This is a genomic window from Lysinibacillus sphaericus (assembly GCF_015844675.1).
Lineage (GTDB): Bacteria > Bacillota > Bacilli > Bacillales_A > Planococcaceae > Lysinibacillus > Lysinibacillus sphaericus_E.
On sequence record NZ_LDGC01000017.1, the window covers coordinates 18,855 to 44,478 of the forward strand.

Sequence of the window (25,624 nt, forward strand, 5' to 3'; positions counted from 1 at the left end):
CGCTAAAAAGTGTAGTAAATTGATATTGTGAAGTAATAACAAAAGCGCACGGAAATGCGTAAACAAAATTGCATTACAAATATAAGCACGTTCGCTAGTACGTGTGTTTCGCAAACAAGTATGAGAGGCTACTTAATTGGTAGTCTCTTTTAAATGACATTATGTGACAAATGTTTCCTGTTAATCTATGATTAGGTTGATAGGAGGTGTTTTAATGAACAAAGAAACTGTTGAAAAAAGAAAAGATTTACGAATCCATTTATTAATTAATTTGTATGAACACTATTTTAAAAACAAGGACAAATCTCGTTACCTAAGAATGAAAACTGAAGATATCGTTGCGGATTCTGAAACAGAGCTTGCATACACGTACCTCATTAACAAAGGATTCGTTAAGAAGCAAAGCAGTACTAGTACGACAGCATTAATAATTACAGTTGATGGAATTGACTTTGTAGAAAGTCATATTTTAAATTAGGGTATTAACCGAGGTCACATCTAACAAGGTGTGGCTTTTTATTATCATTCATATTTCAAATAGTGACATATCATTCCATTCCCACTATGATTAGTGTATAAGGGGGTGCATTCATGTTAGTTGAATACTATACTTTTGAAAATGGCGAAGAAAGACATACCGTTGAAATTGATATTGAAGAAGATATCTATGGAGATAATTTAGAGGAAATTCAAATCATCAACCAGAAGATTTCAGAAGCTGCCAATTTACCAATAGGAACTTTTAAATTCCGTAGAGTACTTTAATAATACTTGAAGCAAGCATCTCAAACGAGGTGCTTTTTATTATGCCTTGAAGACTGTATCAAACAGCCATACAAATAATACTGGACTAGTTTACGGGTGACCAAGTATCTCAGGAACATTAGATACCGAGGAGCGCTGGCATGTACTAGTAACCGATAGGGCAGAGTTTGATGCAGTCTTGAAGATGTAAAGTCGAAAGCTAAACAGACTATAAAAGCTAATGAGCAAACTATTATTGATTGTGGAGGACTGAATAGTGGAACTTACAAAAGAAGAGAAGATTGTATTAATATCAATGGTTACTGATTGTTTAGGTATTGAAGTACTTATCAAACTATGTGGAGAAGAAACTGTTAGCAAACTTGATACGCTGTCAATTGATATGGTAGGTAATACAACACCAAACGAAATGAATGAGATTGGCCCAAGTGTCGTAAAGAAATTAGTTAATAGTGTCTTAGAAGATAGTGAGTATTTAATTGTGGAGGGATGAACAATGAACGCTATTCAAATTCTGGAAGAACAAAAGATATATCTTGAGAAGAGGGTTGCGCGATTGGATGAACGTATTGAACGTGCAAGGGTTGAAGTAGCAGAACGTACCAGTGAACGTAACCAAACACTAACAGTAATGCAAGATGTTGAATCAGCTATTGCAAAGCTAAGTGAATCAGAGTTACCAACAAGATTAGAAGGCAGCGACTAATCAATATATGAACGAAAGCAATCGTTATTACAACAAACATAAACGTAATCGAGAACGACAATTATTTTATCAATCAACAGCATGGGCAAATGCCAGAGAATTAGCACTCAAACGTGACAATTACTTATGCGTTGAATGCTTAAAAGAAAAGAAAATACGCAAAGCAGATGTTGTGCATCACATCATTGAAGTGAAAGATGACTTCACAAAGGCTTTAGAGCTTGATAATCTTTCGAGCATTTGCCATATGCATCACAATAAAATTCATGGTCAATCGAAGAAAGAACAAACAAATATTTCTTCAAAGATTGATGTTGTAGTAAGTAAACAAAATAAAGAAATGTTTTAGGGTATAGCCCCCTACCATCTAACTTTTTAGTTCAATGGCTTGGAATCGGTGATGGCCCTTCGTTTGCAACTCGGATGAATTTATGAAAGGGGGGTAACTGATGGAAGAAGTTACAAGGGATTTGTTGCGGAGCTATTTAGGTGATAGTTATCAACCATCCGATGAACAATTGATCACGTTATATATTGAGACATTTGAATTTTACAAACGTATGCAAACCGAGTTGAAAAAGATGCCGTTGATGATGGAGCACACCAATAAAGCAAATGCAACAAATTACATCAAGAATCCTCTTTCGATTGAATTAACTAAGACGGTTCAAACTTTGAACAATTTGCTGAAATCTTTAGGTTTGACGCCTGCTCAACGTAAGGAGTTTAAGTTGGGTGGTGGTCATACTGATGATGGATTCGACAATTTCTAAAATTGATGGTTTATTTATTGTTGTAAAGCCTTCTCCAGTTCTATTAACTACCTGGTATGCAAAGCAAGTTGCGGAGGGCAAAATTGTAGCTTGTAAGAAGGTTATACAAGCATGTGAACGTCATTTAAGTGATTTAGAACGTCAAGGCACAGATGATTTCCCTTGGATTTTCGATGAAGAGTTAGCACATAGGCCTATAGAATTTATCGAGAAATTTTGTAAACCTTCCAAAGGTGCTTTTAAACAACTATCAATGCAAGCTTGGCAGCACTTTAGTTTAGGAACTATTTTCGGTTGGGTTCATAAAGATACGCAGATAAGGCGCTTCAAAGAGGCGCTTATTTTCGTTGCCAGAAAGCAAGGGAAAACTACTAAAATTGCTGGAGTGACGATTTACGGAGCTTCTAAAGATGGAGAAAACGGTGCTGATGTTGTACTACTTGCAAACAGTATGAAACAGGCTCGTTTATTATTCGATGAAGCGAAAGCGATGGTTAAATCTTCTCCAGCGTTAGCAAGACGTTTTAGACCTTTAAGGGATGCGATTCATTTTGATGCTACTTTCAGTAAGATTGAGCCACAAGCGAGCGATAGCGAAAAGCTAGACGGATTAAACACGCATATTGGGGTATTTGATGAAATCCATGAATACAAGGATTACAAATTAATTAACGTTATTAAGAACAGTCGTCAAAGTCGTACACAGCCGTTACTCATTTACATTACAACTGCAGGCTATCAATTAGATGGTCCACTTGTGAACTATTACGAACAAGGTGCAGATGTATTAAATGGTGACATAGTTGACGAACGAACGTTTTATTATATTGCTGAGTTAGATAGTGTTGATGAATTTGATAAACCCGAGATGTGGATTAAAGCAAATCCGAATATGGGTGTTTCAATCAAACTTAATGACATGATCGAAGATTGGGAGAAAGCAAAACGTACACCATCAGAACGTAATGACTTTATTACGAAGCGTTTTAATAAGTTTGTGAGTAGTAATGAAGCTTCGTTTTTGGACTACGAAGTTTTGAAACGTAATGATAAAACGATTGATTACTCTACATTAACTTCTGTAGCTGTCGGAGGTTTCGACTTATCGGACAGTGAGGACCATACAAGTGCATATCTTGAATGGCCAATACTAGAAACTGGTGAAGTTGCTTTGTTAGGACACACTTGGGTTCCACAAGCTAAAGTTGATGCTGATAATGAAAAAATTGATTATTACAGTTTGCAAGAAGAAGGACTATTAACAATTGTTCCTGGAGAATACGTGAAAAAGGAATATGTTTATGATTGGTTTGTAGAACAATCTAAAAAATATTCTATTGAAAAAATAATGTATGATCCAGCAAAAGCATTTGGTTTAGTCGAAATGCTACAAGCTTATGGTTTTATTACAGAGGTCGTTCGTCAAGGATTTATAACACTTGGTCCGGCATTAGATGATGCAAAAGAACGTTTCATAGATGGAAATGTAATCTTCAATAACAACCGTTTATTCCGTTGGTACACTAATAATGTCATTCTTGTGGAAGACAGAAACAAAAATAAAATGCCTACTAAACAAAGTCGCTACCGTAAAATTGACGGATTTGCGGCTTTTTTAAATGCCCATGTTGAGGTAATGAAGAAATTCGTAACTGTACAAGGTGAAGGCAATATCAAGTTTATTTCATTAAATGAATTGTGATTGGAGGGAGGTGAACAAATGAATATATGGAGCAAAGTTAAAGCCTCTCTCTACACAGCTTATGCAACGTGGAAAGGGCAAGGGTATGATTTTTCATTATGGCAAGGGAGAACGTTTTGGGGTATCGATAACTCGCAATTAGTTACAAATGAAACTATTTTCAGTGTAATTACTAGGTTATCAAATACTGTTTCTAGTTTACCAATTAAATTATATAAACATTACGACGTAGAAAATAACAATTTGAGTGATTTGCTAGTAAATCCAAATCCAAATATGTGTGGTTGGGAATTGATTAATAAACTAGAAGTTGCTCGTAATGAACATGGTAATGGATATTCAATTATTTTACGTAATTACTTAATGCAGCCTGAATCACTAGTTGTACTTGATAATGTACAAGTTAAACCACTAATTGATGATGTAACAGGTGAATTGTGGTATGAAGTGCGAGGAAATAATAAAACAAGTTATATCCACAACATGAATATGATCCATGTAAAACACATTACTGGTTCTAATCGTATAGAAGGTATCTCACCATTGGATGTATTAAAAAATACTCTTCAATATGATAAAGCAGTTCAGGAATTTTCTCTTTCTGAAATGGAAAAGAAAGAATCATTCATTTTGAAATATGGAGCAAATGTATCAGAAGCGAAACAAAAGGAAGTTATAGCGAATTTCAAGCGTTTTTATAATGAAAATGGCGGTGTTTTATTCCAAGAACCAGGTGTTGAGATTGATAAAATGCCAAAAACATATACACCAGGTGAAACAATTTCATCCGAGAAAGTAACACGTACTCGAGTTGCAAATGTATTTAACATCCCTCTTTCTTTTTTAAATGAACAAGGTGGAGGATTTGCAAACAATGAGCAGATGATGATTCAGTTCGTACAAATGACACTAACACCAATTATTCGTCAATACGAACAGGAATTTAACCGAAAATTACTTACACAAGATCAAAGAATATCTGGATTTTACTTTAAATTTAGTGTGAATTCACTTTTACGAGGTGATACAACAACTCGTTCAGCATTCTATCAGCAAGGTATTCGTAATGGTTGGTTTACTCAAAATGAAGTTAGGGGTTGGGAAGACTTACCGCCAGATAAAGCCGAACAAGCAAATCAATTATGGATTAGTGGTGATCTTTATCCAATTGATATGCCAATTGAAGAACGGAAAGGTACTTCTACTGCTGCAACAAATGTGGAAGGAGGTGAAAAGGATGAATAAAGAGAAAACATTTTTTGATGTCAAAGCATCGGTTGATGGTAAATCAGCAGATGTTTTTATTTTGGGCGAAATTACAACATGGGCTTGGGAAGAGTATGGCGAAATGTCATCTGTAATCTTCAAGGAAAAATTAGACGCGGTTGGTGATGTTTCAACAATTCATTTATATGTCAATTCTCCAGGTGGTAGCGTCTTTGAAGGAATTGCTATTGCAAACATGCTGAAACGTCATAAGGCGCGTGTAATCGGTCATGTAGAAGCGTTAGCGGCATCAATTGCAAGTAATATCATCGCGAGCTGTGACGAGGTACGAATGCCTTCTAATTCTATGTTGATGATTCATAACGCTCTTAACGGTGTATTTGGTAACGCCAAAGAGTTACGTAAAGCTGCAGATGATTTAGATCGAATTAACGAAGTTCAAATCGAAACATACATGGCGAAAGTCGGTAATAAGGCGACAGAGGAACAGATTCGCGCATTGATGGATGAGGAAACATGGATTTCAGCAAAAGAAGCGTATGAATTAGGTTTGTGTGATGTTGTAGAGGGTGCTAATCAAGCTGTAGCATCATTAACATCAGAGCAATTGAAGCAATTCAAAAATGTTCCAAAAGCATTGATTGTGGAAGACAAACAGCAAAACATTCTATCAGAAGAGGAACGCAATACTATTCTTGCAGATTCGAAGGCGAATCTTACTTATTTAAAATCACTAAACTTAATCTAAAGGAGGGCATTTAAATGCCAACATTATTTGAATTAAAACAAAACATGGCTACTATTGGTCAACAAGTAGCGAAAATCGATACAGATTTAACAGCGAAAGCTATTGATCCACAAGCAACACGTGAGGAAATTAAAGGTTTACAAGATCAAAAGGCTGATATGCAAGCTCGTTTTGATGTAATCAAAGCTCAACATGACCAAATGGAGGCTCAACAAAAAGCGAAGTTTGCTCAAAATCCATTAGCTCAGATTGAAGATCCGAAACAAAAACGTACAGAAGCATTTGCTTCTTTAGTGCGCTCAACTGTGCGTAATCAGCCTGTTGAACAAGAAATTTATGCCGCGTTAGGGGATAACACGAATCCAGCAACTGGTGGTGAAAAATTCTTGCCTAAAACAGTTACACAAGAAATTATCACAGAGCCAATGGTAAAAAATCCAATGCGTGATTTAATTACAGTTACAAACATTGTCAATCTTGAGATTCCAAAATTGTCATACACGATCGATGATGATAACTTCATTGCAGATACAGAAACGGCTAAAGAATTAGAATTAGAAGGTTCTACAGTGACGTTCGGACGCTTTAAATCGAAAGTGTTTGCAGGCGTTTCCGAAACAGTCCTTGCAGGTACACACACAAATTTAGTATCGCATGTAGAAAATTCATTAGGCTCAGGCCTTGCTGCTAAAGAAAAGAAAGTACAATTTGCAACAACGCCAAAAGCTGGTGAAGAACACATGAGCTTCTATCAAACGGGTGCAAATGCTATTAAGAAAGTAAGTGGAGAGAACCTGTATAAAGCAATCAAAGCAGCAATTGCAGATCTACATGAAGATTACCGTGAAAATGCAAAAATCGTCATGACTTTCGCTGATTATTCAACGATTATTGAAACACTAGCAAATGGTAATGCGACACTTTACGCTGCACAACCTGAGCAAATTTTAGGTAAGCCAGTTGTGTTCGTAGATGCAGCCACTAAACCGATTATTGGCGACTTCTCATATGCTCACTTAAACTACGATCTAAATGTTTTATACGATACTGATAAGGATGTAAAAACTGGTGTTAATGCATTCGTATTGACTGCATGGTTTGACCACCGCATTAAATTAAAATCAGCATTCCGTATCGCTGATGTAGTCGCTACTCCTTAATTGGAGATAGCGGCTTTTAATTTCTAGAAAGAAGGTGAACTGAGTGTACAAAGTAATTAATCGTTTCAAAGAAAAAAACCATAACGACCATATTTACGAGGTAGGGGACACCTATCCAGTTGATGGAGAAAAGCTCGTCAAGACTCGTGCTGAGGCTTTAACCAAAGTCCATGACAAATATAACGTGGCTTTTCTAAAAGCTGTTGAGGAGCCTAAAAAAGCTACTACAAAGCAATCAAAAGAGCCTTCCACAGATGAAAAGGGTGATGAATAATGGGTTCATTACTTGAAGAATTTAAGGAATATCTACGTATTGATGGCAATTATGAAGATTCAACATTAAATTTGTTTCTTACAAGTGCGAGTAAAACATTAGAAAATTCAGGGGTTCGTCTTCCACAAGATTTATATGAAGTTGACGAAAATGGAATTGAATTATCTTCATTACACCGTTTAGCTATCCTTACTCTCGCATCTCATTATTATGAAAATCGTCAAGTTGCTTCACAAAATGCACAAAACATTGTTCCGTTTTCTGTTCAACATATGATTTTACAATTGAAAGTCGGTGATTCTAATGAATCCGGCTCAATTTGATAAGCGAGTATTATTAAGAAAACGTTTTTTAACAACTGATGATTTGCTACAAGAAATTGAGGCTTTCACAGATTACGGAACATATTGGGCTATGGTTAAAACGATGAAAGCTAGTGAAGTTATAACTAGTGGTCAAGAACAAACAGCAAAACAAATCCGTTTTGTCTTACGCTATTCTAAAGGTTTAAATACATTTATAGAATCAGAAAAAACTTCATTTCAAATTGTTTATAGTGGGACAATCTATGATGTTAAGAGTGCTATCAACGATGATGAAGCGAATCTAACTATTACTATTATCGCTGAGGGGCGTGTTTAGATGATAAATATAAATGATCTAGCCCGGGAGATTAATAGAACGTTAGCGAATTATGCACATGGTGTTGGTGAAGATATAGAAAAGTTAGCTGAAAAGGTAGCAAAAGAAGGTGCGCTTAGATTAAAAGCCAATAGCCCTATAAGATCAGGCTCATATCGAAAAGGATGGAGAGCGAAAAAAGTGGGGAAAAGTTGGGTCGTTCACAATGCTACTAGCTATCAATTAACTCATCTACTTGAAAAAGGTCATGCAAAAGTTGGTGGCGGTCGTGTTCCAGCTAAAGTGCATATTGCACCTATCGAAAAAGAAATGATTGATGAATTTGTCAAAGGTGTAGAGGAGGCGATAAGAGGATGACGTTATCAGAGTTAGCTCAAAAACTAAAGGCACTTGGTTATCCAGTCGCTTATTCTCATTTTAAATCAGCGCAAGTTCCGCCATTCATCTGCTATCTTGTTGTGGATGGCGATACATTCAGCGCTGATAATACAGTATTATCTAAATCTACTTATGTAGATATTGAGTTATATGTAGTTAATAAAGATTTGGCTGCAGAGAAAAAAATCGAAGATATGTTAAAAGAAAACGAACTCCCTTGGTCTTACGATGAAATATTCATTAAAGACGAGGGAGTTTTCAAATGCACATATTCAATTACTTTAATCAATTAGGAGGTCATTTAGATGGCAGAAAATAAAGTACGCTTTGGCTTAAAGAATGTTCACTATGCAGTAGCAACAGAAGATGCAGATGGGAAATTAACATACGGAACACCGGAAAGATACCCTGGAGCAGTTTCATTAAGCTTAGATCCACGAGGTGAAACATCAGAGTTCTTTGCTGATGATCGTGTTTATTATGCGACATCAGTAAATAACGGATATGAAGGCACATATGAAGCTGCTGAATTACCTTTGAAGTTCCGTACAGAAGTATTGGGTGATGAATTAGATGAAACATCAGGGGTTCTTACAGAGACATCAAATTCAAAACAGAAAACAATCGCTTTAATGTTTGAATTTGATGGAGATATTAAGGCAACGCGTCATGTATTGTATAACGTTACTGTAAGCCGTCCAGGTACATCAGGTGAGACGAAAACAGAGTCAACAGAACCAACTACACAAGAATTATCATTCATTGCTGGGCCAACTGTAGATGGTGTTGTTAAGCGTGCTACAACAGGAACAACAACAGCAGAAATTTATGATGGATGGTATACGAAGGTATTTGAAACTACAGAAGTACCAACACCTTAATAATGATTTGTGGAGGGCAAATAAATGGAAAAAACACTTACAATTGATAATAAACAAGTTAGATTTAAATCAAGCGGTGCTGTGCCAAAGCGTTACAAGATGCAATTTGGTCGCGACTTTTTCAAGGACCTAATCGGTATGGGTATTGTCGATAAAGACTATAGTAATTTACCAGAAAACGAACAATTTGAAGCTATTCGAAAAATTGATTTCGATTTGTTTTACGATATCGCTTGGACTTTAGCTAAGACAGCAGACAATACAATTGAGGATCCTTTAACTTGGCTAGACTCCTTTGAGACGTTCCCGATCGTGGATATTGTTTCTGAACTACAGGACATTTTGGCAGCAACGATTTCTTCTAAAAAAAACTAGATACTGATAAAGGAGGTACGCAATCGGATGAACCTATTTCAACCGAGACGTACCTTATTTTATGTCATGAATGTAAGTTGTTCCATGATGATTTAGAAACAATGACTATCGGTATGGTGCTCGATTACATTGACGAATATCAAGAAATGAAAAATCCAAATAAAAAAGAAAAGAAAACAGTCCGTAAAGCTTCACAAGCGGATTTCGACTCATTTTAGCACTTGCCTTTTGGTAGGTGTTTTTTTGTCCAAAAAGGTAGGTGAAATAAATGTCAAACGGTCGAATCAAAGGAATTACGGTTGCCTTAGATGGTGATCCAACTGGATTAACAGATGCGCTAAAGAAAGTAAATAAAGAAACTAGTAAAGTCACTAGTGAGTTAAAAGAAGTAGAACGTGGATTAAAATTTGATCCAAGTAACACAGAGTTGGTTGCACAAAAACAGGAGCTTTTAGCAAATCAAATTCAAAATACAAGTAAAAAATTGGATGTGCTAAAAACTGCTCAATCACAAGTAGAGGAACAATTCCGTAATGGCGATATCGGAGCTGAACAATACAGAGCATTCCAACGAGAGTTAACTAATACCGAAGCACAATTAAAATCCTATGGCCAACAAATGACTGTAACGGTAAACGAACAACAACGATTAGAAGTAGCGCAACAAAAACTACAGACTTTCTTTCAAGCGACAGGAACTGAATTAGCTCATTTCTCTGATTTGTTAGGTTCCCGTTTAAGCGCTGATATTACTAAAGGTACTGCAAGTGTTGACCAGATTAATCGCGCTTTAAATATGATGGGTAAACAAGCATTAGGAGCATCGACCGACCTTAGTAAGATGCACAATTCTTTGCAAAATGTAAATGTCGGTGGATTAAAACAAGTGCAACAAGAACTAGCAGACGTTGCTAAGTCAGCAGATAAAGCTGGTGAATCGGTGAATGGCTTTGGTGATAATCTTGCAAATGTTGCTGCAGGATTAGCAGCTGGTGGAGGTATTGCAGGAACGGTACAACAAGCATTAGATGTATCAAGTTTGAATACTAAAATTGATATTTCATTTGATGTGCCAGAGGAATCAAAGGCTTCTGTTAGAGATGCGGTTAAAAGTATTGAAGCATATGGTGTAGATGGCGAAGAAGCTCTTGAAGGTGTAAGACGACAATGGGCTTTGAATAAAGATGCTTCTGATGAAACGAATTCAGCTATAGCCAAAGGTGCTGGAGTTGTTGCACAGGCCTATTCCGGAATTGATTTTATTGAACTTGTGCAAGAAGTTAATGAGATTGGTGCAGCTATTGAAATTACAAACGAAGAAGCACTTGCATTAACAAACGCTCTTTTAAAAGCAGGTTTTCCACCTGAGCAACTTGATACCATTTCTGAGTACGCCACACAAATGAAAATGGTAGGTTTCAATGCAGCTGAGATTCAATCGATTTTTGAAAGAGGTATTGAAACGAAAACTTGGAACATCGATAACCTGAACGATGGTGTTAAAGAAGCCAAGATTACAATGATGGAATTTGGTTTAGAAGTTGATAAATCAACAAGTGAATTATTAGCAAAAACCGATGTTAGTGCAAAGCAGTTTCAAGACTGGGGAAAAGCAGTTGCAAACGGTGGTACAGAAGGCTCTCAAGCTATGGCGGAGGTTGCTACGTTTATAGATGGGATTGGTGATTCAGCGCTAAGAAACGAACTTGCAATAAAAGTTTTCGGGACCAAATGGGAGGACCAAGGTCAAAATATGATTTCGGTTTTCCAAGGGCTTGCTGATGCACAGGATAAAACTGTTCAAAATCAAGAAGGAGTTAATGATGCTTTTCAAAAAATGAATCAAGATCCGACTGTTCAAATGAGACAGGCTTTTGCGGATTTACAAACAACATTGGCTCCATTACTAACAACTATTGCAAATTTAATTGCTCAAATTGCTCAATGGGTTTCAGATAATGTAGCTTTAACTGCTGCTATTGTTGCTATTGTCACCGTAATAGGCACCCTTGTAGGTGCGTTTGCTGCATTAATGCCAGCAGTCGGAGGACTCGTCACCGCATGGCCAATACTAGCAAGTGCGATAGGTGCTATTACAGGTCCTATCGGAATAGCTGTTCTTGCAATTGCGGGATTAGGTGCTGCATTTGTAGCCTTATGGCAAAATAGCGAAACATTCAGAAGTGGCGTCACATCTGTTTTTGAATCTATAAAATCTGTTGCAGTCACAGTCTTTGAGACAGTGGCTTCTTTTATTGGTGAAAAACTTGCTCAAATAAAGCAGTTTTGGGATGAAAATGGAACACAAATATTCCAAGCTGTAGAGAATGTTTTTAACGCTATTAAAGCTGTTATTGAGTTTGTAATGCCAGCTATTCAGTTTGTAATTGAGGCTGTGTGGGATGCAATAAAAAATATCATTGATGGTGCTTTAAATGTCATTATGGGTGCAATTAAGGTCTTTAGTGGTTTATTTACTGGCGATTTCAGCGCTATGTGGGAAGGCGTCAAGCAGATATTTAGTGGAGCCATTGATTTAATTGTTGGTTGGATGTCTTTGTCATTCTTTGGTGGACTAAAAACTATCATAACTAATCTTGCAAAAACAGGTGTAAATCTGTTAAAAGGCATGTGGGATAACATTGCAAGTTTCTTTACATCGATGGGATCAAAAGTATCATCTATAACATCAAGTTTCGTATCATCTGTCGTGAACTTCTTTAAAAATTTAGCTACTAATGCGGTTAATTCTGTAAAGAGTCTTTGGACTAATTCCGTTTCATTCTTTACAAACTTAGCAAATTCGGCAAAATCAATTATCTCTAGTATGGTTACTACGGTATTGAATTTTGTTAAAAATCTCGCTACTAATTTCGTTAATTCCATCTCAACGATGAAAACAAATGTCATTAATAAAATGACTGAAATTAAGGACGGTATGATCGAGAAAATTAAATCATTGCCATCGCAGTTCCTTCAAATTGGTAAGGATATAATTAATGGTTTGATTAAAGGTATAGGGGATATGTTTGGAGGAGTACAGAAGAAAATAGAGGCTTTAGCTGGTCTTATTCCAGAATGGGCTAAGGATATTTTAGGTATCCATTCTCCTTCTCGTGTAATGCGAGAAATCGGGTTGTGGACAGGTGAAGGTTTAGTTATTGGTTTGGATGAATCTAGTCCTCGAGTTAATAAAGCGATGGAGGACATTGGTAATGGTATTCTTGATGTTTCTAAAAAATATCAGGAAGAATACACGAATTTAATAGATGAGCATAACAGGAAAAATGAAGATAAAAACGATAAAACGTTAGAAAAAATCTACAAAATCCAAAATAATGCCGCAAAGAAAAAACGAGCGTTGACTAAACAGGAATTACAAGAAATTTCGCAATTAAGAGCGTCGTATCAAGATCAAAAGATGAAATCAGAAATTGACTTTCAGAAAAAATATAAAGCCCTTGTAGAGAAGTCTGAAAAAGAATATCTAGAAGTCATCAAAAGTTATATTGCTGATAAAAAGTCATTAGATGAATTGTCTTTATTAGACGAGGCAGCCGTTTGGGAACAATCCATTGAAATGTTTGTGGAAGGCTCAAAAGAACGTATCCTAGCTCAAAAAGAATATCAAAAGGCTGTAGAGGCAGTTAATAAAGAAATCTTAGCTATTAATAAAGACTACCAATCTCAAATGCAAAAAATTAATGATGATCTTTTGAAGGAAGAAGAAAGATTAAACAAAGAGTGCAAAACTGTATTTGACAATCGCGTAAAAACACTTATGTCATACGCTGGTACGTTTGATGCATTTAAAGTTGAGCTAAATCGTACAGGGCAAGAATTATTGGATAATTTGCAAGGTCAAGTGGATGGCTTTAAAAAGTGGCAAGATGAATTTGCAAAGCTCTCTGGGCGCAGTATCGATGATGGTTTATTAAAAGAGCTATCGGATTTAGGTGTTAAAGCCTTACCGGAACTCGTAGCACTTAATAGTATGACTGATGAACAATTAACGCAATACAGTGAGTTGTATCGCGAGAAATCGCAATTAGCGCGTGAACAAACCGAAAAAGAATTGGTCGACATGCGTCAAAACACGGATATTCAAATTCAAGAACTTCGTAAAGTTGCAGCAAGTCAACTCGATAAATTGAAAACTGAGTGGAGTTTAAAAATAAAGGAGCTCACAAGTACTACAGCAAGTGAACTAAGCTCGTTACAACAAATTGGTGCAGACGCTGGACAGGGCTTACTAAATGGTTTGGCAAGTATGGAAGGACCATTGATTTCAAAAGCCCAACAAATCGCAAATGCTATTTCTAGCACCATCCAACAAGCCTTAGATATTCATAGTCCTAGCCGAGTTATGAAAGGCTTTGGCGTCAATATTGGTCAAGGTTTAATAGTCGGTATGGATGAAATGATTCATAAAGTTGCTCAATCTTCACAAAGGCTATCAGATGCCGTGAGCAATGTACATGGATCACTTGCTAGCAATCGTGCCAAATCACAGGCAAATGCAAATTCAATTTCTTCTTCAACAACTACTATAGACAACCGTAAAACATTTGCTCCAGTGATTCATAATCACGGAGGAGCGAATGACAATAGTAGAGCATCAGAAAAAATGCTAAAACGATTAGCGTTCCAATTGAATTATTAGGAGGTGGCGACTTGATTGTAAAATCATTAAAGGCGACTAATCGTAATGGCGACTCGATTACTTTCGGTCGTCATTTTCGTTTAATTGAAGGCTTTGATCTAAGTAATTTAACAGCAGCCGTAAATTATTCGTCTTCCACAATGGATGGAGCTACTTATCAAAATACCCGTTTGGATGTGCGTGATTTTGATTTAGCGTTTTTCATCTATAACGATTATCAAGATAAATGGTGGGTGGAAGAAAGGCGTAGGGAATTATTCAAGGTTTTCAATCCAAAACAAAATCCTATCCGTTTAGATTTTGAAACAAAAGGTGGGGAGTCCTACTATCTAAATGCCAATGCAGAAGGTACTCCTAGCCTTCCACAGGGATTTGAGAATGACAATAGGGCATGGCAAAAAGGATTGATTCAATTTACTTGTGATGATCCTTTTATTTATTCAGCAATATCAACAGTTGTAGAAGTTGCGTCATGGATACCTTCATTTGAGTTTCCCCTTGAGATTGTGGAGGGCGGTATTGAAATGGGCTATCGTAATCCATCATTAATTAAAAATGTTTATAACGATGGTGATAATGAAACAGGAATGATTATAGAATTCAAAGCTTTAGCAAGCTTATCGAAACCATCCTTAATAAACGTGAATACCTATGAAACCTTTAAACTCAACACGGATATGATTGGTGGAGATGTTATAAGAGTCAATACAAATAAAGGTCAACTATCCGTTGTGATGACCCGTAACAATGTTCAAACAGATTTTTTTAATAAGGTTGACCGACTTTCTAATTTCTTAAAGTTAGCACCTGGAGACAATCTTTTTCGTTATGATGCCGTATCTGGAATCGACAATTTGGAAGTTCGAATGATATACAGAAATCGCTTTGTGGGAGTGTAATGCTATGCAAGATATTGAATTATATATGTATGATATTAATTTTAATCGGCTTGCTATAATCGACGTTTACGAAGAAGTTGAATTTAAAACCAAATATTATGGTCACTCCATTTGTTTTTTAACTGTGGAGGGCAACAAGAAAAACGCTGACTTGCTACTCGTAAATGAAGATGAATTAGAAAAAGAATTACGAATCATTGTACGTTCAGATGATCCAAACAGAGGATATGTCATTGAAACTGCTCAATTTGAAGATGAAGAAAAAACGTTAATTGGAGTTATTGCATATTCACTTAGTATCATGACAAGTTGGCGATGGATTATAGGTCAGCAGCGTTTCCAAGGGAAAATTGAAGATGTTCTAAAAGGTTTTGTTCATGCAAATTGTATCAATACATCTAGTCCTTCTCGTATCATTCCGAATTTGGTACTGGGCGTGAATGAGGGAATAAACATTTCAGCAGATGAATCATACACTCATAAGGAATTAGATATAGCCCTTTGGGAGATGTGTGAAAAGAATGAGGTTTCATTTGAAGTTTTAATGAATCACGACGCTAAGAAATATGTATTTAGCACTTTTAAGGGTGTTGATCGTAGTTCCGAGCAAGAAGCTAATCCTCATATCACATTTACTAAGGAATTTGAAAACGTCATATCTCAGTCCTATACAGACGATAAAAGTAATTATAAATCTACTGCATATGTGGCTGGCGAGGGTGAAGATATCGACCGAACAATTATAGAAGTTGGAGAGACTTTCAGCGGATTTAACCGCAGGGAAGTCTTTTTTGATGCTCGTGATTTGCAAAGTGAATATAAAGAAGGCGATACGACTGTAACCATTCCTCAGAATGAATATATAGCATTACTTCAAGAAAGAGGAAATAACCGTAAACAAGATTATCAACGTATTCGTACATTTGAAAGCGAAGCGAATCTTTACTCACAATTCAAACTTAATAGGGATTATTTTCTTGGTGATATCGTTACGAACAGAAATGATGAATTAGGTATTTTAATGCATCAGCGAATAGTTGCAGTAAATGAAAAATTTAATCGTGAGGGGTATACATTGAATTTAGAGTATGGAACAGCAATCCCAACACTATTAGACAAAATAAAGAGGGAGGTTAAATAGTGGCTATTAAAAGTGGATTTCATAATAGTATCAACGGCGACCGTAAATTCGGCGCTGATTTTTTTGCACTTTTTTTCGGTACATTAATCGCCAATGGGGTATTTCCTAATCCAAGTACAGGATTACAGGTAACTGCAAACTCAAACATGACCACATCCGTAAAGGCGGGTAAAGGATGGATTAACGGCTACTTTATAGTCAATGATGGAGATTATGTGCTAAAGCACGACAATGCAGATGGCGTATTAAAACGTATCGATCGCGTAGTTATGAAACTTAATCACGTTAAACGTGAAATTGAAGTTTTAATTAAGAAAGGGACATTTGCAAGTAGCCCTGTAGCTCCTTCATTACAAAGAGATGCTGACGCTTATGAGCTAGCCTTAGCAGATGTATTAATCAATAACGGCGCTACTCAAATTACACAAGCTAACATTACTGACCAACGATTAAATAGTACTGTATGTGGCATTGTACACGGAACAGTAAATCAAGTTGATACGACAACTATTTTCAATCAATATCAAGCATGGTTTGCTGAAACTACAGGCAGTGTTGCTGGTGAAGTAGATGCATGGCAAGCTGTACAAAAGCAAGAGTTCTTAACATGGTTTGAGTCCATCAAAGATATACTAGAGGGTGATGTCGCAGCTAATTTAGCAGCTAGAATAGCTAACTTAGAACAAGAATTTACTAATCATATTTCACCAACAGCAATAGGCGCACACAAAGCTAAAAATATTGAAGTTGTAGATGCTGATAATATTTTTACAGCAATCGATGTTGAAGGTGTATTAAAAGAACTTTTTACAAATGCCGATAGCGCTCAAAAAGGCATCGCGAATGTTGTCGGCTCACCGGCTATACCTAGTAATACACTGAGCCAATTAAAAACACATATCCAAAATGCGAAGAACAAAGGTGCGACAAATTTAACTACAAAAGGACAATCGTCTAATGGAACAGAATCCTTAGATGCACTTATGAGTAAAATCGCAAACGTAAATACAGGTAAGAAGTTTGCAAGCGGAGTTGTTACTAGCTCCACAGTCCCTTATAGTTTTTTATATGCTAATGCGGCATTAACAAAATCTATGTACACACTTTCGATAACACCAGGATTTAAGCCACTTTATATACGTGCTTGGAGTATTAACAATGGATATGTTTTTGTAACAGAATATTACGCACCTAACGACACTGGAACTGCACCAGACTTAACATATTTATCAGCTTACGGCACTAATGCACTTGATACTGAAACTTGGAGGTTAAGGGCGCGTATTGATAATGCAGGAACATCAAATATTGTAATGGTCTTACCATCACATTCACTGAGCTTTTCATATCAGTGGTTTGCAATTGGTGAATAACTAGAGAGGGATTGATGAATATGTATACACGAGGAAATAGAGTGTTTTTTGATACAATAACAGGTGGTATCTTATGGCAAACAGGTGAAATTACTTACTCTACAGACCCTATTGAACACCAAGAGGTAAAAGGCGAAATCTCTTATGTAGATTTAGAAGTAAAATCCTACGACCCGATGAAATGTTTCATATCTGCAATTAATCCCGAAACAAAAGAGCCTATTTTTGAGTTTTATCCAGTACCTGAACTAACAGAAGAACAGTTACGTATTAAAGAATTAGAAGAAGATATTTTATTATTAAAAGAAGATAGTCAAGTAGGAGGTGTTTTATAATGGTTAACCAAGTAGTAGTAAGAATCGCAGCAGATCGAATTATTAATGAAGGTCTTAATCCAAAAACAGGTCAAACATACGTTATTGACAATATTACAAATGACGATTATCGAGTAGCTGTAGAGGATTACATTTTAACGAATAGTAAGGACGTATAAACGCAGCATAAGCTAGCGTTATTTTTTATGCCTAAAAGGAGGATTACATGACAGAAAATGAACAAATTGAAATCGAACAAGTTGTTGATTTCTTAGAAGATTCATTTTGGATTCTTAATAAATTAAAACAAGAAGGTCGTTATGATGCCATTAAAGAAAATGAGCATTACAAACGGATATTAGAAGCTATAGAAGTTTTAAAAAGTGAGCACGTTGCTTTATATGAATTAATTAAAGAGGGTTAATTTTATGCCTTCCACAATTATCTGTGGAGGGCTTTTATATTGGGAAAAAGGAAGGTGTCAGATGAAAACAGACACACTATATACATCATTTATTGGCGGTGCAATGGCATGGATAGGATACCTAATTGGAGGTATCGACCACTTGATAAAAGCGTTAGTAATATTCATGACTATCGACTATACACTTGGATTTATGGTTAGTTTAGTCTTCAAGAAAACTGAAAGTAAAAAGATGTTTAAGGGCTTAATCAAAAAGACAGCTATGGTATTAATGGTCATTGCAGCTGTTCAATTAGACTCGGCAACAGAGAGTGGGAATTTTATGCGTAATGCAATGATCCTGTTCTTAATCGGGATGGAAGGTATAAGCATGATTGAAAATCTAGGGAAGTTAGGCATTAAAGTACCTAAGTTTTTAGCAAATGCTTTTACACAATTACAAATGGATAACGATGATAAAAAGGGTGATAAACAATGACTAGTGTAAATACTACATGTCGAGATATTAATGAGTTATTACCAGCCTCTCAATTAGCTTGTAAGTTATTGTTTCAAGAATGCTACAAAGTAGGTATCACTAATATCTTCATCACTGAAACATATCGTTCGCAGGAACGGCAGAAATATCTTTATGAACAAGGACGTACAAGACCAGGGTCAATTGTTACTTGGACATTAGATAGCAATCACAAATCACGATTAGCATGGGACGTTGCTGTTGGTCCTCCACAATTATTGTATGATGTAACGACGCTTAATCGAATCGGTTCTATCTCTCGTAAGTTAGGCATTACGTGGGGCGGTGATTGGATAGGTAGCATCGACCGACCTCATTTCGAGGTTAAATCAAATTGGGTTATTCCTAAAGGTTATAAGCTTGAAGGACAAGTAATCGTTCCAACTAGTAGTGCTGTAAAGGTTCAATTAATTGTGGAAGTCAATAAACCAACAGAAAAGGATGATGACAAAATGGAATTTACAAACAAGACAACTAAAGCCGCAGTACGTGACTTTATTAAACAAGCCGTAGATAAAGATATAATTAATAAGTCATGGTTAGATAAATTCGACAATGGAACAATGACTACAGGCGATTATGAAGGTCTGAAACTTATCATTGCACAGCGTAGTAACTAAAAGTAAACGCCCGTTGCCTTAATTGGTAATGGGCTTTTTTTATTTTCTCTTGCTAAATAACAAACGTTTGTTCTAAAATAATACAAACGAATGTTCTTTTCTAAGGAGTGAAATTGTATGTTGAATATAGAACAGCGTCAATTATTTCATAAATTTGTGATTTTAGATATGGCAATTCAATCATTACAGCGTGATTTCAAAGTGATAGAAAATCTTAAAATGAGTAAGGTCTACTTGCCAATCCTCGAAAAACTTCTAAAGGACATAACACAAGATTATTACAACTCTAAGAGGCTGTTAGCGAAAGATAAAATTAGGGTAGTAAAATGGGAAAAGATAGACGAATACTTTAGCGATGTACATGTAGCGACAGCTGGAAATGATGTTGTTCTTCGATATGCTAATATGGCAATCAAAACGCAGGTTGAAAATTTATTATTAAGTTACCAAAATAAATGACAGGCACTGATTAATAGAGTGCCTATTTTTTATGCAAAGAAAAAAGCCACTCGTTTGAGTGACCTTAATCTTTTAACGATTCGTGTTGTTTAAATCCTGGAGCTATTGCTTCTAAATCTAATGACTTGTAATTATCCCAATTAACTTTTTTGAATGTTTCTCCATCTATCATAATTGCTAATACTTCATCCATTTTCTTGTTTCCGTATTGATCTGTTAAAGGTGCCTGCCATTTAATTGTCGCTGAAGTAACCTCATCTGTTCTTGATAGACCTGCAAATATTTCAGCAGAATCCTTTAACATTGCACGTTTAGAACCTTCATGAGCTTTTTCATCTTTAATAATAATTGATACTATACCTTCATTTTGAGTAATTTCAAAATCATCTTTCGTTACTGATTTAATTACGTCTTCCACAGGATTCTCCTTAGTTTCAGCGCTCACAGTTTTCTCTTTATCTCCTGATTGCTCGCTAGCTGGAGTTTCTTCTTTAGGTGCAGCTTCTTTTTCCCCACCGCATCCCGCAAGTAATAGAGCTGTTAATGCTCCAATATAAAATAGTTTTTTCATATATAAAATCCTCCCTCTATATTTCCATTTTAGGAAACTTGGTAGTGAATGTACATATAAAAAACAGACAACCTTATTTAGTTATCTGTTTAGTCCCATTCCAATATATCGTCAAAGCTTTTTATTTCTAACATCTTACAAATGGTTTCTAAATGCGCTTTGTTAATTGTGTCTCTGCGATTATTTACTATTTCACTGATAGCTGCTTGTCGAATCCCTGTCATTTCAGCCAATTTTGATTGTGTGAGTCCTCGTTCTTCCATTACTTCTTTTAGTTTAATCCGCATAGTAAACCGCCCTTCACTAATTATTATCATATTCAAAATATATCAGAATATACGTTTATACGCAATATCAAATAAAAATATAAAAATTTATATTGACTATACGAATATGCGTATAATATACTGTTATCAAGAATTACGAATAAGCGTATATACGTAATGGAGGTGCCAACATGGATATTTACGTAATCCATTTAAACACAAAGAACGGAAACAAAAGTAAAGGTACAGCAATAGTAGTGGACACAGGTTATAAAAATCTAGAACGTGCTCAAAGTGTTTTAAAGAATATTGGATTTGAAATGGTTGATGAAACCAATTTCAAAAAGACTACAGAAACAGGTAGTGAGCAAAAGGCTCAAATTGTTGAAGTTCATTTTTATGACTAGGAACAACAGAAGGTGAGGTGAAAACGGTGGCATTCGAATACCTAGCACAATACACAACATTCGACTCAGTAGCAGATATGGATAAGAGTGTGGAGGATCATATGGCGGTTCATTACTACGAACTAACAGAATCAGAACGAGCTATCGTTTTCAAACTCGCTAGTCATGCTTTGGAACATCCAGGAGTATGCCATCTTAAAGCAAGTACGATTGCTGAATCATTGGAGATCAGTACAAAGACAGTTTATCGTTCGGTGAAAAAATTAGATGAGTTAGGAATCATCGAAAAAGTACCTGGCACTAAATTAAACGGCATCAAAGGGGCTAGTATTTATCGCATTTTACCTTATGTCTCATCGAGCGTGTCCCAACGAATGACAGTCGATGAAGCTAGTAATGACGTGGTTTGTCCTCCACAATCTGAGAATCAAGCATTTAATTCTTTTAATCTTTTAAGTTCTAAACAAGCAAATAATATTTATAACCTAGCGGATGAAATCGCTTGGCAAGAAGAGAAGAAAAAAGAATTTATGAACGAGTACCAGGTGATGCTATTTGATTTCATGAATAGCTTGCCATTAGCAGATAACTTAAAAGATGAATTACACAAGGTTGTATTAGCTTCAAAAGTAAATACTGTGGAAGACTTCATTAAAGCTAAGAACGTTCTATTCAAAATCGCTATGGATATTAAAGAAGGTGTGCTTACAGTTACTAGTACATTAAGAGCTGTATTCGTAGGAGCTTATAGTAAGGCTGTAGAGCGATTAAGTAGCAAGTCGAATAAATCGTTATCTATAGAAAAAACTCCACCTAGAGAACGTCGTGTACCTTTCTATAATTGGTTAGATGAAAGGGATAGCCTTCCCCAATCAAATAATAGTATATCAGGTAATTTTGAAAATTGGTTGGAATGGTAGAATAATAGAATAGATGATAAGAAAAGGAGATAACAAAATGGTCAAAGAAATACAATTGCAAAACGGTATGGTCGCGCTTGTGGATGATGAGGATTTTGAGAGGATAAATAAATATATTTGGACTGTAGCAAAAACTTCTGATGGTGTTACGTTAATTATTTCTAACAAGACACTTAATACCACTTTAGGGCGTTATATATTGAATTTAGGTAAAGAGAAAGAAAGGATGGTCCACTTAATCAATCGCAATCCATTAGATTATCAAAAATCAAATTTGAAAATAATAGATTCATCATATAAAAGGCAGTTAGCTAAAGGAGGGCGTAACACTTCTTCAAAGTACAAAGGTGTCTGTTGGAGTAAAAATAATAATAAATGGGTTGTCTTTATTAAAAAGAATGGACAGTCGAAATATTTAGGGTATTTCAAATCAGAAGATGAGGCAGCTAAAGCATACAACGAAGCTGCTATTGATTTATTTGGCCCCGATTGTTTCTTAAATGTTATAGGCCACGAAAACAAAATAGAGGATTATGATATTGAGAAATCAGCAACTAGAAGAATATCTAAAAATTATAAATCAATATATAGAGGGGTTTCATGGCACGGTGTTGATGAAAAATGGAGAGCTAGGATTATGAAGGATAAAAAGACTAACTATTTGGGGTATTTCTTAAACGAAATTGAAGCAGCTAAGGCATACGATCGCAAAGCATATGAAATACACGGCGATAAAGCAATTCTGAATTTCCCTGAAAATATCGAAGAATACAAGCAAGAAGTTAAAGGATGATACATGTGTATAGTCCAAAAATGCATGCCCACTTGGATACCCGATGCTGTGCCTGATTGAATGCCACCCTGGAATTGAAGTGGGCATATATGAAATGTAGTTGTATCAACGTTTAAACACTTTTTAAAAATGCCCGATACAAGCAACTCTTACTACGTAAGAGAACCGTGACGCTAATGAAAATGATGAAGGGATGAATGTGTGCTATTTGAAATTTTAACAACTGGACTAATGGGTGGAATTGCTTTAAAAGCATTTTCAAAACACAAAGGATTGTCTTCTAATGATTCCGGAAAGATTCAGCGGATCATGTCGCTGTCCGGATTAAATGTACGAGATGGCAAAGATACATTGACCACTCAACTTGTTAAGAAAAAACAATTTGAATGGGGATGGGAATATAAGTACAGGATTCCACTTGGTCGCTCATTCAGTGATTATGAAGCTAAGCTTAAGGTATTTGAAGACGGCTTGAACAATCGAAAGAAGAATATTACTTTCAGTGATTTAAAACAATTAGATCTTGATAAGAATCTTCTTCAGCAGCTACAAAGATTGTGGAAGGCAAAGCTGACTGAACAAAAGGAAATCGAACTGTCATATGACGGTCTGTTAATTGTTCGTGTGTATGATAAGCAATTGGAGAAAGAGATCGAATGGAATGAATCACTTTTAAAACCGGACACATGGTCGGTTCCAATAGGCTTTACACGTAATGCAGAAATGATTTTTCACGACTTTGATAAGTCAAAACACCTCATTATTGCCGGTGCTACTGGTTACGGCAAGAGTGCTATTCTAAAACTTATTACAACAACGTTAATTGATCAACAACCAAACAATACAGAGCTGTCTCTAATCGATTTAAAGGGTGGTTCTGCCTTCCACAGATATCGTAATTGCAAACAAGTAAAGTACTATTCCCGTGACCCTGAAAGCGCTGAAGACGTATTAAAAAAAGTTCAAATTGACATGCAGAAATCTTTTGAAAAAGTAGTTGATAACGGCTTTGAAGATGTAAAAGAAGCAGGGATAAGGAAGCGTCATTTCGTCATTATTGATGAAGCAGCCGATTTAGCTGAATACAAAACAGCAATGGACATTATCACAGATATAGCCCGTAGAGGACGTTCAGCAGGTTATTATCTAATCTTCTGTACACAATATCCAACCGCTCAAGTTGTGCCTTCCCAAACTAAAAGAAATATTATCGCCCGGCTTTGTTACGCGGTCGACACAGAAACAGCCTCAAGAGTGGTGCTGGATGAAAGTGGAGCTGATAAGTTACCGGATATTCCAGGCCGTGGGATTTATAAAAGCAATATAAAACGATATATTGTGCAATCTCCATTCATTACAAATGAAGTTATTCAACAACGAATCGAACCTCACATTATTCCGAAAGGGGAGCGCGTTGAAGAAACAGCTATCCAACCGAGACGAACAGATACTGTTACTTTTGAAGAAGTTTGATTTTATGACGCGTGATCAACTTGGTCGATATTTCAATTTAGGAAAGAAGCGTAATACAAATAGGGTCCTCCACAATTTATCTAGTTATTTATCTTCCATTCGAGACGGCTATGAAACGATTTATTATCTTAATAACTTAGGTCGGATTTATGTTGGGTGCGACAAGGTACGTAAAAAGGGTGGCCATGTGCAGCACACCATCATGCGTAATGAGTTCTGGCTATTCTATAAGACTCCAAGGGATTGGAAGAATGAAGTCAAAATATCGGATGGGACCACTTCAATCATTGTGGATGGCATGTTTTCACGAAATGGATTTCAGCATTTTTTAGAGGTAGATAATCTTCAAACCATGAAAGAGAATCGTGAAAAGATTAAACGATACAGATTACTAATGGATAGCCTTATGAAGCAATTAGGCTATTATCCAACAATCGTATGGCTGACCACAACCGAATTACGTAGGCAACAACTAGAGGCATCCTGTGGAGGGCTAAAGTGCAAGGTGTACACAATAAACGATATTCAATAGAGGAGGAATAAAGATGTTTAAAAAACGTATTAAAACTGAGGTAGTACCAGCGAATGAATATACGGATTTCTCTGATCGATTTGAAGGTGATGAAAAGTATGCAACATTAAGACATGTGGCCATAGCTGCATCAGTTCCAGCAATCACAGCTGTTGGCACAGGGTTATTTATGTTTAACAAATTTCAAAGCGCAATTTCCTCCTTAAACTTACCTGTAGACGTTCCGATTCAACAACATACATTAGCTCCAGTAATGGCACAAATACCTTCCACAATTCCTATTAATGCTATCCCTCAACAGACTGGAATAATCGCTGATAAGTCACTTGAAATGTTAGCTACAATATTAGATCCGATGATTCAAGTAATGGTTGCAATATCATTCCCAGTCGCTAGTGTGATTATGATTGGAGCTTGTTTCTTCTTTATGTTCGGAAATAGCGAACGTGCTTGGAATACAATTATGAACGCTGGATTAGGTTATGTATTGATTCAGATGTCACCATTATTTCTGGAGATACTTAGAGCGATTGGTAAGGCTGTTTAATAGAAAAAGACCACTCCGTGATGGGTGGTCTAAATTTATGTGTCTTACATAGGTGGAAGCGTTCCTCCACCAAC

General features: G+C 36.1%; 35 protein-coding genes. 33 read left to right on the forward strand and 2 right to left on the reverse strand.

The features are described 5' to 3' along the window. Window positions 1-214: 214 nt before the first annotated feature. From ABE34_RS06720 to ABE34_RS06855, 27 genes are all read left to right on the forward strand, one after another. A complete protein-coding gene (locus ABE34_RS06720; RefSeq protein ID WP_197140102.1) occupies window positions 215-478 on the forward strand; it encodes a hypothetical protein in 264 nt (87 codons plus the stop codon). Between the two features lie 113 nt (window positions 479-591). Then, window positions 592-765, forward strand: a complete 174-nt coding sequence (locus ABE34_RS06725) for a hypothetical protein (RefSeq protein ID WP_197140100.1) — start codon at window positions 592-594, stop codon at window positions 763-765. A gap of 256 nt (window positions 766-1,021) precedes the next feature. After that, a complete protein-coding gene (locus tag ABE34_RS06730; RefSeq protein WP_197140098.1) occupies window positions 1,022-1,258 on the forward strand; it encodes a hypothetical protein in 237 nt (78 codons plus the stop codon). A gap of 63 nt (window positions 1,259-1,321) precedes the next feature. Next, entirely contained in the window at window positions 1,322-1,471 is a 150-nt protein-coding gene (locus ABE34_RS06735; RefSeq protein WP_197140096.1) for a hypothetical protein, read from the forward strand. A gap of 7 nt (window positions 1,472-1,478) precedes the next feature. Further along, window positions 1,479-1,820: an HNH endonuclease gene (locus tag ABE34_RS06740; RefSeq protein WP_197140095.1), complete on the forward strand. Its 342-nt coding sequence runs from the start codon at window positions 1,479-1,481 to the stop codon at window positions 1,818-1,820. Between the two features lie 100 nt (window positions 1,821-1,920). Beyond that, the gene (locus ABE34_RS06745) at window positions 1,921-2,244 is read left to right on the forward strand and encodes a P27 family phage terminase small subunit (protein ID WP_197140094.1); all 324 of its coding nucleotides are present in this window, start codon (window positions 1,921-1,923) and stop codon (window positions 2,242-2,244) included. After that, the gene (locus ABE34_RS06750; RefSeq protein WP_241747067.1) at window positions 2,225-3,946 is read left to right on the forward strand and encodes a terminase large subunit; all 1,722 of its coding nucleotides are present in this window, start codon (window positions 2,225-2,227) and stop codon (window positions 3,944-3,946) included. Before ABE34_RS06745 ends, ABE34_RS06750 begins: the two co-directional genes overlap by 20 nt. 18 nt (window positions 3,947-3,964) lie before the next feature. Next, entirely contained in the window at window positions 3,965-5,191 is a 1,227-nt protein-coding gene (locus ABE34_RS06755) for a phage portal protein (RefSeq protein ID WP_197140092.1), read from the forward strand. Continuing rightward, on the forward strand, window positions 5,184-5,921 hold the full coding sequence (locus ABE34_RS06760; protein WP_197140091.1) for a head maturation protease, ClpP-related: 738 nt from the start codon (window positions 5,184-5,186) through the stop codon (window positions 5,919-5,921). The genes ABE34_RS06755 and ABE34_RS06760 overlap by 8 nt, the downstream gene beginning before the upstream one ends. Before the next feature lie 14 nt (window positions 5,922-5,935). Then, the gene (locus ABE34_RS06765) at window positions 5,936-7,081 is read left to right on the forward strand and encodes a phage major capsid protein (RefSeq protein WP_197140090.1); all 1,146 of its coding nucleotides are present in this window, start codon (window positions 5,936-5,938) and stop codon (window positions 7,079-7,081) included. A 43-nt stretch (window positions 7,082-7,124) separates the two neighbouring features. Continuing rightward, entirely contained in the window at window positions 7,125-7,355 is a 231-nt protein-coding gene (locus ABE34_RS06770) for a hypothetical protein (RefSeq protein WP_197140089.1), read from the forward strand. After that, entirely contained in the window at window positions 7,355-7,678 is a 324-nt protein-coding gene (locus ABE34_RS06775) for a head-tail connector protein (RefSeq protein ID WP_197140087.1), read from the forward strand. Before ABE34_RS06770 ends, ABE34_RS06775 begins: the two co-directional genes overlap by 1 nt. Next, a complete protein-coding gene (locus ABE34_RS06780; protein ID WP_197140085.1) occupies window positions 7,659-7,997 on the forward strand; it encodes a phage head closure protein in 339 nt (112 codons plus the stop codon). The genes ABE34_RS06775 and ABE34_RS06780 overlap by 20 nt, the downstream gene beginning before the upstream one ends. Then, entirely contained in the window at window positions 7,998-8,354 is a 357-nt protein-coding gene (locus tag ABE34_RS06785) for an HK97 gp10 family phage protein (RefSeq protein ID WP_197140083.1), read from the forward strand. It begins immediately after the preceding gene. Beyond that, window positions 8,351-8,668: a hypothetical protein gene (locus tag ABE34_RS06790; RefSeq protein WP_197140081.1), complete on the forward strand. Its 318-nt coding sequence runs from the start codon at window positions 8,351-8,353 to the stop codon at window positions 8,666-8,668. The genes ABE34_RS06785 and ABE34_RS06790 overlap by 4 nt, the downstream gene beginning before the upstream one ends. Window positions 8,669-8,680: 12 nt before the next feature. After that, window positions 8,681-9,256: a major tail protein gene (locus tag ABE34_RS06795; RefSeq protein WP_197140080.1), complete on the forward strand. Its 576-nt coding sequence runs from the start codon at window positions 8,681-8,683 to the stop codon at window positions 9,254-9,256. Between the two features lie 24 nt (window positions 9,257-9,280). Beyond that, entirely contained in the window at window positions 9,281-9,631 is a 351-nt protein-coding gene (locus ABE34_RS06800; RefSeq protein ID WP_197140079.1) for a hypothetical protein, read from the forward strand. 268 nt (window positions 9,632-9,899) lie between these two features. Continuing rightward, entirely contained in the window at window positions 9,900-14,294 is a 4,395-nt protein-coding gene (locus tag ABE34_RS06810; RefSeq protein ID WP_197140078.1) for a hypothetical protein, read from the forward strand. Window positions 14,295-14,305: 11 nt separating this feature from the next. Next, window positions 14,306-15,193 (forward strand): phage tail family protein, encoded by an 888-nt coding sequence (locus tag ABE34_RS06815; protein ID WP_197140077.1) that lies wholly within the window; start codon window positions 14,306-14,308, stop codon window positions 15,191-15,193. Window positions 15,194-15,197: 4 nt separating this feature from the next. Next, window positions 15,198-16,334 (forward strand): siphovirus ReqiPepy6 Gp37-like family protein, encoded by a 1,137-nt coding sequence (locus ABE34_RS06820; protein WP_197140076.1) that lies wholly within the window; start codon window positions 15,198-15,200, stop codon window positions 16,332-16,334. After that, on the forward strand, window positions 16,334-17,707 hold the full coding sequence (locus ABE34_RS06825) for a hypothetical protein (RefSeq protein WP_197140075.1): 1,374 nt from the start codon (window positions 16,334-16,336) through the stop codon (window positions 17,705-17,707). The genes ABE34_RS06820 and ABE34_RS06825 overlap by 1 nt, the downstream gene beginning before the upstream one ends. 41 nt (window positions 17,708-17,748) lie before the next feature. Further along, window positions 17,749-18,042, forward strand: a complete 294-nt coding sequence (locus tag ABE34_RS06830) for a hypothetical protein (protein WP_197140073.1) — start codon at window positions 17,749-17,751, stop codon at window positions 18,040-18,042. Beyond that, the gene (locus tag ABE34_RS06835) at window positions 18,042-18,200 is read left to right on the forward strand and encodes a hypothetical protein (RefSeq protein WP_197140071.1); all 159 of its coding nucleotides are present in this window, start codon (window positions 18,042-18,044) and stop codon (window positions 18,198-18,200) included. The genes ABE34_RS06830 and ABE34_RS06835 overlap by 1 nt, the downstream gene beginning before the upstream one ends. A 47-nt stretch (window positions 18,201-18,247) precedes the next feature. Further along, on the forward strand, window positions 18,248-18,445 hold the full coding sequence (locus ABE34_RS06840; protein ID WP_197140070.1) for a hypothetical protein: 198 nt from the start codon (window positions 18,248-18,250) through the stop codon (window positions 18,443-18,445). A 61-nt stretch (window positions 18,446-18,506) separates the two neighbouring features. Beyond that, on the forward strand, window positions 18,507-18,923 hold the full coding sequence (locus tag ABE34_RS06845; protein ID WP_197140068.1) for a phage holin family protein: 417 nt from the start codon (window positions 18,507-18,509) through the stop codon (window positions 18,921-18,923). Further along, entirely contained in the window at window positions 18,920-19,582 is a 663-nt protein-coding gene (locus tag ABE34_RS06850; protein WP_197140066.1) for a M15 family metallopeptidase, read from the forward strand. Before ABE34_RS06845 ends, ABE34_RS06850 begins: the two co-directional genes overlap by 4 nt. Before the next feature lie 117 nt (window positions 19,583-19,699). Further along, window positions 19,700-20,041: an aconitate hydratase gene (locus ABE34_RS06855; RefSeq protein WP_197140064.1), complete on the forward strand. Its 342-nt coding sequence runs from the start codon at window positions 19,700-19,702 to the stop codon at window positions 20,039-20,041. Window positions 20,042-20,105: 64 nt separating this feature from the next. Here the strand turns inward: ABE34_RS06855 and ABE34_RS06860 are convergent, their stop codons facing one another. Together ABE34_RS06860 and ABE34_RS06865 are read right to left on the reverse strand one after the other, a co-directional pair. Then, entirely contained in the window at window positions 20,106-20,612 is a 507-nt protein-coding gene (locus ABE34_RS06860) for a hypothetical protein (RefSeq protein ID WP_197140062.1), read from the reverse strand. Window positions 20,613-20,701: 89 nt separating this feature from the next. Next, entirely contained in the window at window positions 20,702-20,899 is a 198-nt protein-coding gene (locus tag ABE34_RS06865; protein WP_197140060.1) for a helix-turn-helix domain-containing protein, read from the reverse strand. A gap of 170 nt (window positions 20,900-21,069) precedes the next feature. On the opposite strand from ABE34_RS06865, the gene ABE34_RS06870 reads away from it, so the two are divergent. From ABE34_RS06870 to ABE34_RS06895, 6 genes are all read left to right on the forward strand, one after another. Further along, the gene (locus ABE34_RS06870) at window positions 21,070-21,285 is read left to right on the forward strand and encodes a hypothetical protein (protein WP_197140058.1); all 216 of its coding nucleotides are present in this window, start codon (window positions 21,070-21,072) and stop codon (window positions 21,283-21,285) included. A 26-nt stretch (window positions 21,286-21,311) separates the two neighbouring features. After that, window positions 21,312-22,205 carry a helix-turn-helix domain-containing protein gene (locus tag ABE34_RS06875; RefSeq protein ID WP_197140056.1) on the forward strand — a complete coding sequence of 298 codons (894 nt, stop codon included), beginning with the start codon at window positions 21,312-21,314 and terminating at the stop codon, window positions 22,203-22,205. A 37-nt stretch (window positions 22,206-22,242) separates the two neighbouring features. Further along, window positions 22,243-22,998: an AP2 domain-containing protein gene (locus tag ABE34_RS06880; protein WP_197140054.1), complete on the forward strand. Its 756-nt coding sequence runs from the start codon at window positions 22,243-22,245 to the stop codon at window positions 22,996-22,998. Between the two features lie 201 nt (window positions 22,999-23,199). Then, window positions 23,200-24,471: an FtsK/SpoIIIE domain-containing protein gene (locus ABE34_RS06885; RefSeq protein ID WP_346655505.1), complete on the forward strand. Its 1,272-nt coding sequence runs from the start codon at window positions 23,200-23,202 to the stop codon at window positions 24,469-24,471. Window positions 24,472-24,475: 4 nt separating this feature from the next. Further along, on the forward strand, window positions 24,476-25,003 hold the full coding sequence (locus ABE34_RS06890; RefSeq protein ID WP_241747063.1) for a replication-relaxation family protein: 528 nt from the start codon (window positions 24,476-24,478) through the stop codon (window positions 25,001-25,003). Window positions 25,004-25,016: 13 nt separating this feature from the next. Beyond that, window positions 25,017-25,550: a hypothetical protein gene (locus ABE34_RS06895; RefSeq protein ID WP_197140173.1), complete on the forward strand. Its 534-nt coding sequence runs from the start codon at window positions 25,017-25,019 to the stop codon at window positions 25,548-25,550. The last annotated feature ends 74 nt before the right edge of the window (window positions 25,551-25,624 follow it).